The sequence below is a fragment of the Arthrobacter sp. LjRoot78 genome, from assembly GCF_964254335.1.
Classification (GTDB): Bacteria; Actinomycetota; Actinomycetes; order Actinomycetales; family Micrococcaceae; genus Arthrobacter.
The window spans coordinates 4,037,836-4,051,965 of sequence record NZ_CAXUTG020000001.1 but is presented as its reverse complement, the minus strand read 5'-3'; the positions used below and the strand labels follow the sequence as shown (position 1 = coordinate 4,051,965).

The following is a 14,130-nucleotide window of genomic DNA, read 5'->3' as shown; positions in this document are numbered from 1 at the left end:
GGTGCCTGGTTAGGACTGCCCGGTGATCGTCAGGACGATCAGGACACAGTTCAGGCCGACGATAAGCGTCGCACTGGTCCACCCGGCGAGTTTCAGCGCCAGGGAGTCGGTGTGGATGCCCATGACGTCCCGTTTTCCGGTCAACCGGATCAGCGGAATCAGGGCGAACGGTATCCCGAAGCTGAGCAGAACCTGACTCAGCACCAGAGCCAGGGTCGGCTCAATTCCCGCGCCGAGAATGATAAGAGCCGGTATCAGCGTAATCACCCGCCGGGTCAGCAGTGGCACCCGGATCTTGAGCAGACCGCCCATGATCGTCGCCCCCGCGTAGCAGCCAACCGAGGTGGAAGCCAGACCTGAGGCCAGCAGCCCGATCGCGAACACCACGCCGATAACGGGGCCGAGTGCTGACGTCACGGCGGCGTGGGCGCCGGCAATGGTGTCTGTTCCCGCGATGCCCCGCAGGCTGGACGCGGCCAGCAGGAGCATCGCGATGTTCACGACACCGGCCAGCATCAGGGCCCCGGCCACATCGAAACGCGTGGCACGGATCAGCCGGGTTCGTACCGCAGGGTCCTCGGAGAAGCCGTGCCTGTCCCGGGCCAGAGCCGAGTGCAGGTAGATCGCGTGCGGCATCACCGTTGCGCCGAGCATGCTAGCCGCGAGCAGGACCGTGTCTGTCCCCTCAAAACGGGGCACAAGACCTGACAGGGCACCTCCAGCGTCCGGGGGATTGACGAATAGCCCGGAGACGAATCCGACGGCGATGACACCGAGCAAAATCAGGATCGCGTATTCGAAGGATTTCTGGCCGCGGGCGGACTGCAGTGCCAGCAGTAGCATGGACGCGAGTCCGATAATGAGACCGCCGGCCAGCAGGGGAAGCCCGAAGAGCAGGTTCAGGGCCACGGCCCCGCCGATGACTTCCGCCATGTCCGTGGCCCCGGCGACAACCTCCGCCTGGACCCAGTACAGCCGGCGCCGGCGGGTGCCCAGGCGCTTGCCGAGAATTTCCGGGAGGCTGAGCCCTGTCGCCAGACCCAACTTGGCCGACTGGTACTGCACCAGGACCGCCATGGCATTCGCTGCCACCAGCACCCAGACCAGCAGGTAGCCGTAGTTCGCCCCGGCGGTGAGATTTGCCGCGACGTTACCCGGATCAACATACGCAATGGCGGCCACAAAGGCCGGTCCCATCAGCAGCAGCCGCGACCAGCGCCGGTTCGTGGCCGGGCGGGCCGGGGCAGTTGTGGTGGTCATCGTTGTTCCTCGCCTTCGGGGTCCTGTTAGGACGAGGATAGCGTTAATTTAGGCGTGCCGAAAAGATACATTTCGGTAGGCCACACGGACCGGACCTAAGCTTCTGCGACCACCGGGCCGGCAGCCCTGACGGAGGCGCCGGCCGGCCATTTTCGAGCTCCACCCATCCGCCGCCCTTGCGGCGTCGAATGGTTTGTAAGTCCTGCGGTAATCGATGACGTCCGGCCACGATCGGGAGGTGAAGCAATGCGCGAAAATGCATCATGGCTTCCCTCCGCCCTGCGGTCCCTCGTCCTGGCAACACTGCTCGCGGCTGCCTGGCTTATCTTCGGAGCCGTTTCGGCTCAAGCTTCCAGCCTGTTGCCGCCCGTCACGGACACCATTGCCTCTGACACCGGCACCTCTGACACTGCCACGGCTGATGAAGGTCCTCTGGCCGCGCTGACTGGACCCGTTGCCACTGTGGCTGCGCCGCTGGCGACGCAGGTTCAGGCCATCGCCGAACCGGTTGTCGCGCCGGTGGACACCGCCGTGGCTCCCGTTTCGGCGCCGGTGACCGCCGTTGTCGAGCAGGTCACCACCGCGGTGGCGCCGGTAACGGCGCTCGCTTCCGGCGCCGTCGCACCCGTCACCGAAACCGTCTCCGGAATCACGGCGCCGGTCACCGGTCTGGTCGCTGATGTCACGGCGCCCGTGCTGGCTCCGGTGGGTTCCGTTGCCGGCAACGTCGCCGACGCCGTCCCCGCGCTTGGCGACGTTCGCGCCCTTCCGTCCACGGCAGAGTCCGTCCCGCAGGAATCTGCACCGGCCGACGCCGCAGAGTCGCTTGCCGCTGCACCTTCTGCGGGCATGGCCCGGACCGTTCTGACAGTCACGCTGGACCGTGGATTCGGGCCGGCGGCAATGTCCGACGGCGGCAGCCCCGTCGTCGTATCAGCGGGAACACCCGCTCCGGAACGTCCGGCAACACCCGCTCCCGACTTGCCGGCTACGGCGCCGGCGGGCTCCGGTTCGCTGCTTCGGACGGGCGGCGACGGCGGATCCGGCGTGGCAGCCGACGTTCCGGCCTTCCAGTTTTCCTTGACGCAGATCTCGCTCAAGGATGTCAGCAACCCCTCCGACGAGCTGCCCGGTTCGGTCAGCCTGGAGCACGGCTTTTCCCCCGACTAGCGACGCCGGCACCGCGCCTTTCTGCGCGGACGGCACCTAGCCACGCATCAACCCTGCCTGGCTCAACTCACTAGTAAGGAACTAATTGTCATGAAATCTTTCGTACGCACCACCCTGTGCAGCGCCGTGTTCGCCGGCGGAGTGCTCATCCTCGGCGCCGGCGCAGCCTCCGCCTCCGATTCCACCACCACGACGTCGGACCTGGGCCTCGGCTCGGGAAGCCACATCAGCCTGAACCTTGGCGCCAACCTGGACGCTGCGGCTTCCGCCGTGTCTGAGGGTTCGGTAGTGAACGACTCGGTAGTAAACGACGGCGGGTCCTCCACCTTGGGGCACGGCACCGGCAACTCGACGGACACCAGCGCCGTCACCGACCTTGCCGTTGGCCTGGGTGTGAACCTGGACGCCGACGCCAGCCTTGATGCTGCGGCCTCCGCGGTGTCTGAGGGTTCGGTGGTGAACGACGGCGGCAGCTCCTGGACCGAGGGTTCCACTGAGGGCAGTGTTGTTTCGGACCTGAATGCGGGTCTGAACCTGGATGCCGACGCCAGCCTTGATGCTGCGGCTTCGGCGGTGTCTGAGGGTTCGGTTGTGAACGACGGCCACGGCACCTGGAGTGAGGGCAGTGTTGTTTCGGACCTGAATGCGGGTCTGAACCTGGATGCCGACGCCAGCCTGGATGCTGCGGCCTCCGCGGTGTCTGGGAGTTCAGTTGTGAACGACGGCGGCAGCTCCTGGACCGAGGGTTCCACTGAGGACAGTGTTGTTTCGGACCTGAACGCAGGCCTGGGCCTGAACTTGGATGCCGACGCCAGCTTGGATGCTGCGGCTTCGGCGGTGTCTGAGGGTTCGGTTGCGAACGACGGCGGAAGCGGCCTCCTGTAACCATGCAAGTGTGTCTCCAGCCGTGAACATGGCTGACTAACGGAGTCGGGGTGCTGTCCCAGGACAGCACCCCGACTTCCTGTTTTAACGGGTCGCGTGACTGCTGGAATTGAGGTTCCGTTGAGAAATAACTTTCCTGACGGAAGATTGCGGATTCCTTGTCGAATATTTTCCTGCTGCTTGCGTTCCAGTTGAAAAACTCTAGTCAACAAACAAATTGACTAATTCGGGTTGGAGCAACAAGCCAGTGTGTGACTATTCGAATTCTGAGCCTGGAACCGCGGGTGCCGGACTCCTGTGATAACAGTCCTTATCCCTGCGCATAATGAAGCCGCAGGTATTTCTGACACGCTTGAATCCCTTAAATCGCAGACTCTCCCGCCGGACAGGGTGCTGGTTGTTGCTGACAACTGCACTGATGCCACTGAGGATATTGCCCTTGCGCTTGGCGCGGAGGTCATCCGCACTGTCGGAAACACGGACAAGAAGGCGGGTGCCTTGAATTTCGCGCTGGAGGGACTGCTTCCCGGCGCGCGACCGGAAGACATGATCCTCGTCCAGGACGCGGATTCGCAGCTGAGCCGTGACTTCCTCGAGCGGGCAACCGCCCATCTGAGCGCCGACAGGCGGCTGGGAGCCGTGGGAGGCGTCTTCCGCGGTGCGAAGGGCGGCGGCTTCGTGGGCCACCTGCAGCGGAACGAGTACGCACGGTACGCGCGGGATGTGAAGCGGCTGCACGGCAAATGCCTGGTGGTTACGGGAACGGCCGCGCTGTTCCGGGTCCGCACCCTGGTGGACGTTATCGAGGCCCGGCGTGATGGCACCCTGCCTCCCGGCAACGGCAGGGCGGGCGTTTACGACACCTCCGTTCTGACCGAGGACAACGAGTTGTCCTTCGCCCTGCTGACCCTGAACTACCGCATCAAATCGCCGGCTGACTGCACGCTGGTCACGGAGATCATGCCCACTTGGCGCGAACTCTGGGCCCAGCGGCTGAGGTGGAAGCGGGGAGCGGTGGAGAACTGTGTCCAGTACGGCTGGACCAGGGTCACCCGGCCGTACTGGGGCAGGCAGGCCCTCTCCGTGACAGGCATCTTGGTGTCGTTGGCCTACTTCGGAACGGTGGCTTTTGCACTGGGCACGGGAGAAGGGCTGCACATTCAGCCCTTCTGGATGGCCGTGACCGGTGTCTTCGTGATCGAACGGGTAGTGACCGTGCGGCTGCGTGGCTGGAAGTACATGCTGGCCGCCGCAACGATGTACGAACTTCTGATCGACCTGTTCCTTCAGGTGGTCCACGCGAAGGCCTACGTGGATGCAGCACTCAACAAAAAGAAAGCTTGGTAACACTATGTACAGCAATCCAGCAGCTCCCGCAGCGGCCGGTGTCGGGGCCGGAACCCTCGCGGCAACCGGGGCCGGTGACCTCTTCTGGTTCGCCCTGGCAGCCTTCGCGCTCGTGGCGCTCGGTCTGGCCGTCAAGCGCATCGTGCCGGTTCGGGCAAAGTAACTTCAGCCTTACGGGGCGGGCGGCCCGGATTCGCGACGAATCCGGGCCACCCGTTCGTGTCCGGCTCAGGTGACCACGCTGACGGCCTCCGAACAGGCAGCAGCATCGCAAACCTTGTAGCTTGTGGTTGTACCGCCCTTGAACTTGTTCACGTAGCTTCCCGTGTTGGGGACGGTCTTCGGGGTGCCGTTCATCCAGAGTGTGACGCTGGACCCGGTGGCCCCGGTCCACTTCAGCGTGGTGGAATTGACGCCTTTGACCTTGCTGTTGGCCGCGGTGAGTTTGATGGGTGACCCGGCGGTTGGAGTTGTGCTGGCAGCCGGCGTGAACGAAAAGTCTCGGATTACCACGGACTCCGGTTTCACATGGTCGGGGTCCCCGCCACCCCCGCCTGTGACCCAAAGGTTGAAGTGGATGGCTTCTTTGGCCGGCACGGGGACGGTTGTTCCCTGCAGTACCGTGCGTTTCAGCAGGGTGCCCCCGGACCCCTCGCCGGCGAAGGTTTCGAACGTGAGCTTTCCGGGTTCCCAGACCATTTTGTGGGTGAGGACCAGGTCATTCGTCGTGTTGAAGACGACCGTGTTGTTGCCCTGCCCCGGCGGCTTGGTGGCATCGAACCAGTAGCCGTGGGCCTGGGTCACGGGCCAGGACTCCCCGTAGCTTGCGCCTCCGCCCCAGGCGGATGCCTCGCACAGATCGATCTCGTTGTAGCCGGGAGTCGCCAGGGGATCATAGGTAAACAGGCATCCCCACACCACTTCCTTCTGGAGGGTGCCTACGTCTTTCGCCACCGTGGTGCTGTACGTGCCGTAGCCGAATCCCTGCCGGGTGGACTGGAACTCAGCCCCGACAGGAGCGCTGCCTGTCGGGTTGGTGAGGGACAGCGTGACGTATCCGTCGGCGTCGGGATTGCTGACGTTCGCCGCGTCGAAGGCCTTGTTGTACTGCGGCGCACCGCCCCAGAACCGTTTTTCCCAGTTGAACCCCTTCCAGGCAAAGCTGCCGACGGGCCCGGGGTTCGGGTCCATGGGGGTGGTGTCGGCGGCCTGCGCCGATGTTGTTGCGGACAACATGACCAGGCTGGCAGCTGCCAGCATTGCCACCGGCCTGTTTAGCCAAACCGCTTTTGCGACGCGAGACCTCAAGGAAACCATTTAACGCCCCCTACATTTGCGCCGAACACCGCAGCGCCGCGCCCCCAGTGAGCACAAGATGATCATCATTCAGCGCGGATTGGTTGGCAATAGAAGGCCTGCGATATTTATTTTTTTTATTACTCAATAAATGCACAATTTTTCCACAATTCCCTGTTGAGGAATTGGTGATAGTTACTAAAGCAGAATACGCACGAGAATTTCTTGGGGGTTTGATGGTTACGCGCGGCATAGCTGTGGTTGTTGACGGCGACGGTCGTAGCAGGGCATCGCTGGAGGAGTTGCTCGTCCAGTCCGGGTTCGAAGTGGTGGCCGCGGCGTCCGGTGCCGAGGGAGTGGCTGCCGTGCGGCGGCATGATCCGGTCCTGGTCACCGTGGAGCTCGGGCTTCCCGACTTTGACGGTATCGAAGCCTCCCGCCGGATCCGTACCTTCAGCCATGCCTACGTGATCCTGGTCGGCGCCCTGGCGAACGAAGCCGATGCGTTGCTGGGTCTCGAAGCCGGTGCTGACGATTATCTGGCCAAGCCGTTCCGTCCGCGCGAGCTCCGGGCAAGGATCGCTGCCTTGCTGCGCCGGCCCAGGCGTCACGCGCTGGTGGAGGCCGCGCAGTGCGCGGCAGGACACTTCGTCGCCAAGCCTGTAGGCGCGGAACTGACCGTTCCCGCTCCCGCTGCCGCCGCTCCCCGCGACGTTGCCGCGGTCGAGGAACCTGCGGCCGGGACCGGGTGGGATTTTGAACACCGCGGCCTTGCCCTGATGGACAGCACCCGCGCAGTATCGGCGGACGGCCAAGCCATTGATCTCACCCGCACCCAGTTCGAACTGCTCCGCGCACTGCTTCAAAACAAGGGGGCGGTGCTGACCAAGGCGGACCTGGCCCGGCATTTGCGGCACGAAGCCTCCGTTCCCGGGTCTGCCGTGACGGCCCGGGACGAACGCGTGCTGGAAGTGCACATGGGCAACCTGCGCAAGCGGCTGGGTGACAGTCCACGTTCGCCGCGGTGGGTACAGACCGTGCGGGCAGGGACGTGGTGAACCGGGCCTGCGGGATCCTGATGCAGCGGCACGGGGCCGGGTACGAGCGTGCTTTGGAGGACCTGATGCACCATGCCAGGCAGCGCAGGACCACCCTCGCCGAGGCCGGCGCGGAAATCATTGCCGCGTTACAGGCCGGCAGGAACTAGAGGCGCCACCATGGGTTTCGACCTGAACGAACCCGAGCAACGGCGGAAGCTCCGGGCGGCCCTGAAAGCGTCTGACGTCACGCCCGGGGAACTCTGGTTGAACTATTTCAGCATCGGCGGCGGCGTGGGCGAATACGAAGTTGAAGCATATCTGCAGGGGTTGCTCTCGCTGCCGACGATCCAGCGGGACCTGCTGGCGATGGCCGCCAACGAACTCATCGAGACCGTCCCCCGCCTGTATGCGCCGTATTCTGATAACCCCGACCTTGCAGACCGCCGTCCGGAGTCCGGTCAGGAATCTGAGCCTGAATCGGGCCAGGACGCCGACGAGGACCACGACACGCACAGCGGGCAGGGGCCGGATAAGCAGACGGACCTGCCTGGAGACGAATAGCCGCCCCGCCGGACGGCCGCTGGCCAGCTGCGGGCTGACAGACGCGCGGGGCCGAAACTAAGCTGGAAGCCTAGGCGATGAAGCAGACGAGCGGAGGCTGACGACGATGTCCGGACACTTCGAATTGATAAGCGCGCCCGACGGCGGATACAGGTTTAGGCTGCTGGACAAGTCTGGGGACCTCGTGGCGATTTCAGTAAAATTCCCGACGAAGCGGAGCGCCGCCGCCGGGATCTACCGTGTTCGCGAGATTGCCGGGACCGGCCTGATCCATGATTTGAGCACCAGCCGCCGGAGCGAACCATCCCACCGGTTCAGGCCCACGCAGCCGGCACAGGTCCACAGCGGCACCCATGCGTTCCAGGCCCGGGGAGCCACGCCCTGCACCCTGAGCGGGAGCGGGCGCACCTGAGCAGCACGGGCCGCTGACGCGGGGCCACGGCGGGGCGGCGGCCCGCGGAAACGCGGCGGCGCCTACAGCGACACCCGGCCGCTCACCACGGAGCGGCTGACCCCGCCGATCCAGATGCCGTCATCGTCCACCGTGACAGTCAGCAGGCCGCCGCGTCCCAGGACAGTGCCTTGCTGGACGGTGTAGCCGCCGTCCACCACGCCCTCGCCCAGGAGCCATTGCGCCAGTCCGGCGTTGAGGCTGCCGGTTACGGGGTCCTCGGGAACGCTCAAGCCGGGAACGAACGCCCGGACTTCAAAGTCGGCAGGTCCACCCTCCGGGTAGCTGCCGATGACGCCGACACAGAGCTGGTCCATCAGGGGGAAATCGGGCTCCAGCCGGAGCACTGCTTCCGCTGATTGCAGCCGGATCCCCAGCCAGCCCGGGCCGTTGTCCACCCAGTTGCTGCCCAGGACTTCGCTGGCATCGATGCCCAGGCTGGCGAGGGCTTGTTCCAGCACCGCCGGTTCAACCGGACCGGAGCGGACCAGCGGCGGCGCCGCAAAGGCGAGGTCCGTGCCCGAGCGGCGGATTTTCACCAGCCCCGCCTCGCATTCCTGCACCAGTTCGCCGTCACGGCGGGGCTGCCCGCCGTTTTCCAGCCACGCGTGCGCCGAGCCCAGGGTGGGGTGCCCGGCGAACGGCAGTTCGGCGGCGGGCGTGAAGATACGCAGCCTGTAGTCCGCCTCGGGGTGCGAGGGGTCCAGGAGGAACGTGGTCTCCGAGAGGTTGGTCCAGTTAGCGAAGCTTTGCATCTGTTCGGTGGACAGGCCATGGGCTTGATGTACGACGGCGACCGGGTTGCCTGCCTTGGGCCCCGGGGCAAAGACGTCAACCTGGGAGAAAGGATATTCGTTTACTGCGGTGGTCATGCTGGTCATAGCAACCAACCGTAGGTGGCCGCCGCGCCGCGGCACCATAGCCAATTCCGGAAAGTGGCCTTGTTCAGCCCTGCCCTCCGGCCGGAGGGCGTTGTTGCCGGTGAGCTCGTCCCCTATCTGCCGGCGTGTTGATCGGAAGCCGGCAATCCCTTCCGCGGCTGGAAGAACGCATTGGTTGCGGGCTGCCACATCAGCACGCTTCCGGCCAGGGCCGGGATGAGGCTCACGACAGGAAGCACGGACCAGTTGTTGTTTACGGCGCTCGAGACGTAAAAGACCGCGACGAGCGTCAGGACGACCCTCGCCCAATGGGCACCCCCGAGCAGCCGCAATGCCGCCCAGACCTGGAGCGCGGCGAAGGGAGCCCCGAACGCCACCCCCAGCAGTTCGAGCCAGCCCCATTCGGCCTCGTGTGTGCCGATCCGAACCATTGTGATGATCCCGGGCACCGCCCAGGAAGTGAACGTGCTTGCGATCCAGAACGCCGTCGCCGCTCTCACCGCTGACGGAGCCGTGGCCGCTGTGCCAAAAATGAAACGCTGTTCCCCCATGGAAGTTCCCCCACTTCACCGTGTATTTCCAGGGCACAAAGGTGCGCCGAAACTTCAGCCTATCCATCTGTCCGGCAGCCGTCTTGTCAAAACTGCCGGCCGCCTGGCATCGCCTCGCCAAGGCCTTGCCGTCGGCGCCCCAGACAGCCGCGCCTTCGCCCTGAGAGGAACCCGGCCCGCTCGCAGGTTCCGGTCGTAAACTGGCCTTCGAATCTGATTGCGCGGGCCCCGGAGGGACCCTCGCGGCGTGAAGTGGAGTCCGGATGCTCTGGAAACTGCTCGTTGAGTACCTGCGGCCGCAGCGGCGGCTGCTGATCGCCGTCGTGATTTTCCAGCTGGCGCAGTCCATTGCGTCCCTGTACCTGCCCACTCTGAACGCGGACATCATCGATGAAGGCGTGGCCAAGGGGGATACCGGGTATATCCTCCGGGTGGGCAGCCTCATGCTGTTCATCACCCTGTTGCAGATCGCCTGCGCGGTGGTGGCCGTGTATTTCGGGGCGAAGGCGGCCATGGCGCTGGGCCGGGACCTGCGCGGGGCCATCTTCACCCGTGTGGGCGAGTTCTCCGAACAGGAGGTCACCAGGTTCGGGGCGCCGAGCCTGATTACCCGCTCCACGAACGACGTCCAGCAGGTCCAGCAGCTGGTGCTGATGTCCGCCACGATGATGGTGGCCGCGCCCATGCTCAGCATCGGCGGGGTGATCATGGCGGTCCGGCAGGATGCGCAGCTGTCCTGGCTGATCGCCGTCAGCGTCCCGGTGCTGCTGGTCGCCGTCGCGCTCATCATCACCCGCATGGTGCCGCTGTTCCGGAAAATGCAGGTGCGGATCGACACCGTGAACCGGGTGCTCCGCGAGCAGCTCACCGGCATCCGGGTGGTGCGGGCGTTCGTGCGGGAGGACATCGAGACCGCCCGGTTTGCCCGCGCCAACGAGGACGTCACGGACACCGCACTGCGGGCCGGCCGGCTGATGGCGCTCGCCTTCCCAGTGGTGATGCTGGTGCTGAACGTCTCCAGCGTGGCGGTCATTTGGTTCGGCTCGTTCCGGATCGAGGACGGTTCCATGCAGGTGGGCACGCTGATCGCCTTCCTCAGCTACCTGCTGCAGATCCTGATGTCCGTCATGATGGCCACGTTTATGGCGGTGATGATCCCGCGCGCGGCGGTTTCGGCGGACCGGATCGGCGAGGTGCTGACCACGGAGTCGAGCGTGCGGCCGCCGGAGCATCCGGTCACCGCCGCCGCCGGCCGGGGCGGTGCGGGCAGCGGCGAGATGGAGATGCACGACGTCGGGTTTGCCTACCCGGGTGCCGAGCAGCCGGTTCTGTCCGGGATCAGTTTCACTGCCCGTTCGGGGCAGACGACGGCGATCATCGGCAGCACCGGATCCGGCAAGACCACGCTGGTGAACCTGCTGCCGCGGCTTTTCGATGCCACCAGCGGTTCGGTGAAGTTCGACGGCGTGGACGTCCGCGAGCTGCACCCGGACCAGCTGTGGGGGCACATCGGCCTGGTGCCGCAGCGGCCGTACCTGTTCTCCGGCACGGTGCGCAGCAACCTGCTCTACGGCAAGCCCGATGCCACCGAGGATGAGATGTGGCGGGCACTCACCACCGCGCAGGCGCAGGACTTTGTCCGGGAGATGGAGGGCGGGCTGGATGCGCCCATCTCGCAGGGCGGCACCAACGTGTCCGGCGGGCAGCGGCAGCGGATCGCGATCGCCCGGGCGCTGGTGAAACAGCCCGAGCTCTACATCTTCGACGACTCGTTCTCTTCGCTGGACACCGCCACTGACGCCCGGCTGAGACAGGCGCTCAAGCACAACACCTCCGGCGCCACCTTGGTGATCATCGCCCAGCGGGTGTCCAGCATCGCCGACGCGGACCAGATCCTGGTGCTCGACGACGGCAGGATCGTGGGGCAGGGAACGCACGATGAACTGCTGGAGACGTCGGAAACGTACCGCGAGATCGTGTCCTCGCAGCTGGCAGCGGAGGAGGCGGTATGAGCGGGCGAAGCACCCCCACCCGGCCGGGACCGGCCCCGGAAACCGGGAGCACCGCCGTCGTCCGCCCGCCGCGTCCGCCCATGGGTCCCGGACGCGGGGGACCGTTCGCGGGGATGAACATCCCTGCGGAGAAGGCGATGAACTTCTGGCCGTCGGCCAGGCGGCTGCTGGGAACTCTGCGGCCGGAGCGGCTGTGGCTGGTGCTGGTGATCGCGCTGAGCGTCGCCGGGGTGACGTTGTCCGTGATCGGCCCGCGGCTGCTGGGCGAGGGCACCAACATCATCTTCGCCGGCGTCGTGTCCAAGCAGCTCCCGGCGGGGATGAGCAAGGCGCAGCTGATTGCGCAGCTGCGGGCCGCGGGGGAGAACCAGAAGGCGGACATGCTCAGTGCCATGGCGCTGACGCCCGGGACGGGGATCGACTTCACGGCGCTGGCGAGTGTGCTGCTGTGGGCGCTGGTGCTGTACGTGCTGGCGTCCGCGTTCATGTGGGTGCAGGCGTACGTGCTCAACGGCGTGGTGCAGCGGACCGTCTTCCGGCTGCGCGAGCGGATCGAGGCGAAGATCAACCGGCTGCCGCTGCGGTATTTCGATTCGATCCAGCGCGGCGAGCTGCTCAGCCGGGTGACGAACGACGTCGACAACATTTCCCAGAGCCTGCAGCAGACCATCAGCCAGGCGGTGATGTCGCTGCTGACCGTGGCGGGCGTGCTGCTGATGATGTTCCTGCTCTCGCCGACGCTGGCGATCATTGCGCTGGTGACCATTCCGCTGACACTGGTGACGACGGCGGTGATCGCCAAGCGCTCGCAGAAGCTGTTCGTGGCGCAGTGGAAGCACACCGGCGAGCTCAACGGCCAGATCGAGGAGACCTACACCGGGCATGCGCTGGTGAAGGTGTTCGGCCGGCAGCAGGAGGTGGGGGAGCGGTTCCGGCAGAAGAACGCGGAGCTGTATGAGGCGAGCTTCGGCGCGCAGTTCATTTCCGGCCTGATCATGCCGGCCATGACGTTCATCGGGAACCTGGTGTACGTGGGGATCGCGGTGGTGGGCGGCCTGCAGGTGGCGTCCGGGGCGATGCAGCTGGGCGATGTGCAGGCGTTCATCCAGTACTCGCGGCAGTTCACGCAGCCGCTGGCGCAGCTGGGGTCCATGGCCAACCTGCTGCAGTCCGGGGTGGCGTCGGCCGAGCGGGTGTTCTCGTTGCTGGATGAGCCGGAGGAGTCGCCGGAAGCTGCCGGTTCTGTTCCTGCCGGCGGGCGGGGGCGGCTGGTGTTCGAGAACGTCTCGTTCTCTTATTCACCGGATAAGCCGCTGATTTCGGACCTGTCGCTGGTGGCGGAGCCGGGGCAGACCGTGGCGATCGTCGGCCCCACGGGGGCCGGGAAGACAACGCTGGTGAACCTGATGATGCGGTTCTACGAGATTGATGCGGGGCGGATAACGCTCGACGGCGTGGACATCACCTCGGTCTCGCGGCGCGAGCTGCGCTCGCGGATGGGCATGGTGCTGCAGGATACGTGGCTGTTCGGCGGGACGATCCGGGACAACATTGCGTATGGCCGGCCCTCGGCGTCGGAGGCTGAGATTCTGGAGGCGGCGAAGGCGACGTATGTGGACCGCTTTGTGCACTCGCTGCCGGAGGGTTACGACACCGTGCTGGAGGACGAGGGCGGCAACGTGTCAGCCGGAGAGAAGCAGCTGCTGACGATTGCCCGCGCATTCCTGGCCCGGCCGTCCGTGCTGATTTTGGACGAGGCGACTTCTTCGGTGGATACGCGGACGGAGGTGCTGGTGCAGAAGGCGATGAGTGCTTTGCGGAGCGACCGGACGTCGTTTGTGATCGCCCACCGCCTGTCCACGATCCGCGACGCGGACCTGATCCTGGTGATGGAGGCCGGGCAGATCGTGGAGCAGGGGACGCACGCTTCGTTGCTGGCGGCCGGCGGGGCGTATGCGCGGCTCTACGAGGCGCAGTTCGCGGCTCCGGTGGCGGAGGTTTAAGGGGTTCGCTCGCCGTCACGGTCCGCATGGCCGACCGGCACGATGCCTCCGGCACAGGCCGTTTGGGCTACCATCTATTGGTTAGTCCAGCGTGTAACTAGACGGTCGAAGGAAATCCTGATGAATGCATATGAAGCAGGCGACGGCTATTGGTATCCCTCCGAGCAGGACCACAGGGCTGCTGCGGTCGCAGTCCTGAACGCCCTTCGTGAGTACCGGGCCTCCGAAACCGCCATGAGGCGCCGGACGCGTTCATCCATGGAAATGGGGGAGTCTGACCTTCTCGCCCTGCGCTACCTACTGGAGGCTGACAAGGCCGGCGTCGGCATTCAGCCCAAAGAACTTGCAGCCCGCCTGGGCATGACCTCGGCATCCATGACATCCCTGGTTGATCGAATGGTGACCGGGGGATATGTCACTCGCGAAACTCACCCCTCGGACCGCCGGGCAATCCTTCTCCGCCCCACCCCGGGCGCGGACGCGGAAGTCCGCCAGACCCTCGGCAAGATGCACCAGCGCATGATCGAGGTGGCGGAATCACTCACGCCCGAACAGGCCGCTGCCGTCACCCACTTCCTTCTGGCGATGCGGGATGCGGTCGACACGCTCGACAGTGAGTCAGACCAACCCCCTGCTGGACATCCAAATAAAACTAGGTAGTCTAGCTAGGTAC

Annotated in this window: 15 protein-coding genes; 11 read left to right on the top strand and 4 right to left on the bottom strand. The window is 65.3% G+C overall.

Going from position 1 to position 14,130, the window contains the following annotated elements:
• Positions 1-9: 9 nt before the first annotated feature.
• Entirely contained in the window at positions 10-1,260 is a 1,251-nt protein-coding gene (locus ACSQ1X_RS18840; RefSeq protein ID WP_436058814.1) for an Nramp family divalent metal transporter, read from the bottom strand.
• Positions 1,261-1,506: 246 nt separating this feature from the next.
• Here ACSQ1X_RS18840 and ACSQ1X_RS18835 point away from each other — a divergent pair, with 246 nt between their 5' ends.
• The 4 genes from ACSQ1X_RS18835 (at position 1,507) to ACSQ1X_RS18820 (ending at position 4,825) form a co-directional block, all read left to right on the top strand.
• Positions 1,507-2,430: a hypothetical protein gene (locus ACSQ1X_RS18835; RefSeq protein ID WP_436058813.1), complete on the top strand. Its 924-nt coding sequence runs from the start codon at positions 1,507-1,509 to the stop codon at positions 2,428-2,430.
• Between the two features lie 90 nt (positions 2,431-2,520).
• Complete coding sequence (locus ACSQ1X_RS18830; protein WP_436058812.1) at positions 2,521-3,315, top strand: hypothetical protein; 795 nt, start codon at positions 2,521-2,523, stop codon at positions 3,313-3,315.
• Between the two features lie 297 nt (positions 3,316-3,612).
• Entirely contained in the window at positions 3,613-4,662 is a 1,050-nt protein-coding gene (locus ACSQ1X_RS18825) for a glycosyltransferase family 2 protein (RefSeq protein WP_436058811.1), read from the top strand.
• A gap of 4 nt (positions 4,663-4,666) precedes the next feature.
• On the top strand, positions 4,667-4,825 hold the full coding sequence (locus tag ACSQ1X_RS18820; RefSeq protein WP_200939301.1) for a hypothetical protein: 159 nt from the start codon (positions 4,667-4,669) through the stop codon (positions 4,823-4,825).
• 65 nt (positions 4,826-4,890) lie between these two features.
• On the opposite strand, the gene ACSQ1X_RS18815 is transcribed toward ACSQ1X_RS18820, so the two are convergent.
• A complete protein-coding gene (locus tag ACSQ1X_RS18815) occupies positions 4,891-5,922 on the bottom strand; it encodes a hypothetical protein (protein WP_436058810.1) in 1,032 nt (343 codons plus the stop codon).
• 272 nt (positions 5,923-6,194) lie between these two features.
• Here ACSQ1X_RS18815 and ACSQ1X_RS18810 point away from each other — a divergent pair, with 272 nt between their 5' ends.
• The 4 genes from ACSQ1X_RS18810 to ACSQ1X_RS18795 all read left to right on the top strand — a co-directional run bounded on the left by ACSQ1X_RS18810 (position 6,195) and on the right by ACSQ1X_RS18795 (position 7,971).
• Positions 6,195-7,016 carry a response regulator transcription factor gene (locus ACSQ1X_RS18810; protein WP_436058809.1) on the top strand — a complete coding sequence of 274 codons (822 nt, stop codon included), beginning with the start codon at positions 6,195-6,197 and terminating at the stop codon, positions 7,014-7,016.
• Positions 6,983-7,165, top strand: coding sequence for an ANTAR domain-containing protein (locus ACSQ1X_RS18805; RefSeq protein ID WP_436058808.1), 183 nt, complete (start codon positions 6,983-6,985; stop codon positions 7,163-7,165). Before ACSQ1X_RS18810 ends, ACSQ1X_RS18805 begins: the two co-directional genes overlap by 34 nt.
• Positions 7,166-7,175: 10 nt before the next feature.
• Complete coding sequence (locus tag ACSQ1X_RS18800) at positions 7,176-7,559, top strand: hypothetical protein (protein WP_436058807.1); 384 nt, start codon at positions 7,176-7,178, stop codon at positions 7,557-7,559.
• A gap of 106 nt (positions 7,560-7,665) precedes the next feature.
• Positions 7,666-7,971 (top strand): YegP family protein, encoded by a 306-nt coding sequence (locus tag ACSQ1X_RS18795; protein WP_436058806.1) that lies wholly within the window; start codon positions 7,666-7,668, stop codon positions 7,969-7,971.
• A gap of 62 nt (positions 7,972-8,033) precedes the next feature.
• On the opposite strand, the gene ACSQ1X_RS18790 is transcribed toward ACSQ1X_RS18795, so the two are convergent.
• Together ACSQ1X_RS18790 and ACSQ1X_RS18785 are read right to left on the bottom strand one after the other, a co-directional pair.
• On the bottom strand, positions 8,034-8,882 hold the full coding sequence (locus tag ACSQ1X_RS18790; protein WP_436058805.1) for a PhzF family phenazine biosynthesis protein: 849 nt from the start codon (positions 8,880-8,882) through the stop codon (positions 8,034-8,036).
• Positions 8,883-9,004: 122 nt separating this feature from the next.
• Positions 9,005-9,442, bottom strand: coding sequence for a hypothetical protein (locus tag ACSQ1X_RS18785; protein ID WP_436058804.1), 438 nt, complete (start codon positions 9,440-9,442; stop codon positions 9,005-9,007).
• 263 nt (positions 9,443-9,705) lie between these two features.
• Between ACSQ1X_RS18785 and ACSQ1X_RS18780 the strand changes: the two genes are divergently transcribed.
• From ACSQ1X_RS18780 to ACSQ1X_RS18770, 3 genes are all read left to right on the top strand, one after another.
• Positions 9,706-11,454 (top strand): ABC transporter ATP-binding protein, encoded by a 1,749-nt coding sequence (locus ACSQ1X_RS18780; RefSeq protein ID WP_436058803.1) that lies wholly within the window; start codon positions 9,706-9,708, stop codon positions 11,452-11,454.
• Positions 11,451-13,457: an ABC transporter ATP-binding protein gene (locus ACSQ1X_RS18775; RefSeq protein ID WP_436058802.1), complete on the top strand. Its 2,007-nt coding sequence runs from the start codon at positions 11,451-11,453 to the stop codon at positions 13,455-13,457. Before ACSQ1X_RS18780 ends, ACSQ1X_RS18775 begins: the two co-directional genes overlap by 4 nt.
• 120 nt (positions 13,458-13,577) lie before the next feature.
• The gene (locus tag ACSQ1X_RS18770) at positions 13,578-14,117 is read left to right on the top strand and encodes a MarR family winged helix-turn-helix transcriptional regulator (protein ID WP_436058801.1); all 540 of its coding nucleotides are present in this window, start codon (positions 13,578-13,580) and stop codon (positions 14,115-14,117) included.
• The last annotated feature ends 13 nt before the right edge of the window (positions 14,118-14,130 follow it).

Excerpts from the sequence above, each read along its gene's own strand:
- ACSQ1X_RS18840 (WP_436058814.1), bottom strand. The coding sequence starts at position 1,260 with ATGACCACCACAACTGCCCCGGCCCGCCCGGCCACGAACCGGCGCTGG.
- ACSQ1X_RS18835 (WP_436058813.1), top strand. The coding sequence starts at position 1,507 with ATGCGCGAAAATGCATCATGGCTTCCCTCCGCCCTGCGGTCCCTCGTC.
- ACSQ1X_RS18830 (WP_436058812.1), top strand. The coding sequence starts at position 2,521 with ATGAAATCTTTCGTACGCACCACCCTGTGCAGCGCCGTGTTCGCCGGC.
- ACSQ1X_RS18820 (WP_200939301.1), top strand. The coding sequence starts at position 4,667 with ATGTACAGCAATCCAGCAGCTCCCGCAGCGGCCGGTGTCGGGGCCGGA.
- ACSQ1X_RS18815 (WP_436058810.1), bottom strand. The coding sequence starts at position 5,922 with ATGCTGGCAGCTGCCAGCCTGGTCATGTTGTCCGCAACAACATCGGCG.
- ACSQ1X_RS18810 (WP_436058809.1), top strand. The coding sequence starts at position 6,195 with ATGGTTACGCGCGGCATAGCTGTGGTTGTTGACGGCGACGGTCGTAGC.
- ACSQ1X_RS18800 (WP_436058807.1), top strand. The coding sequence starts at position 7,176 with ATGGGTTTCGACCTGAACGAACCCGAGCAACGGCGGAAGCTCCGGGCG.
- ACSQ1X_RS18795 (WP_436058806.1), top strand. The coding sequence starts at position 7,666 with ATGTCCGGACACTTCGAATTGATAAGCGCGCCCGACGGCGGATACAGG.
- ACSQ1X_RS18790 (WP_436058805.1), bottom strand. The coding sequence starts at position 8,882 with ATGACCACCGCAGTAAACGAATATCCTTTCTCCCAGGTTGACGTCTTT.
- ACSQ1X_RS18785 (WP_436058804.1), bottom strand. The coding sequence starts at position 9,442 with ATGGGGGAACAGCGTTTCATTTTTGGCACAGCGGCCACGGCTCCGTCA.
- ACSQ1X_RS18780 (WP_436058803.1), top strand. The coding sequence starts at position 9,706 with ATGCTCTGGAAACTGCTCGTTGAGTACCTGCGGCCGCAGCGGCGGCTG.
- ACSQ1X_RS18775 (WP_436058802.1), top strand. The coding sequence starts at position 11,451 with ATGAGCGGGCGAAGCACCCCCACCCGGCCGGGACCGGCCCCGGAAACC.
- ACSQ1X_RS18770 (WP_436058801.1), top strand. The coding sequence starts at position 13,578 with ATGAATGCATATGAAGCAGGCGACGGCTATTGGTATCCCTCCGAGCAG.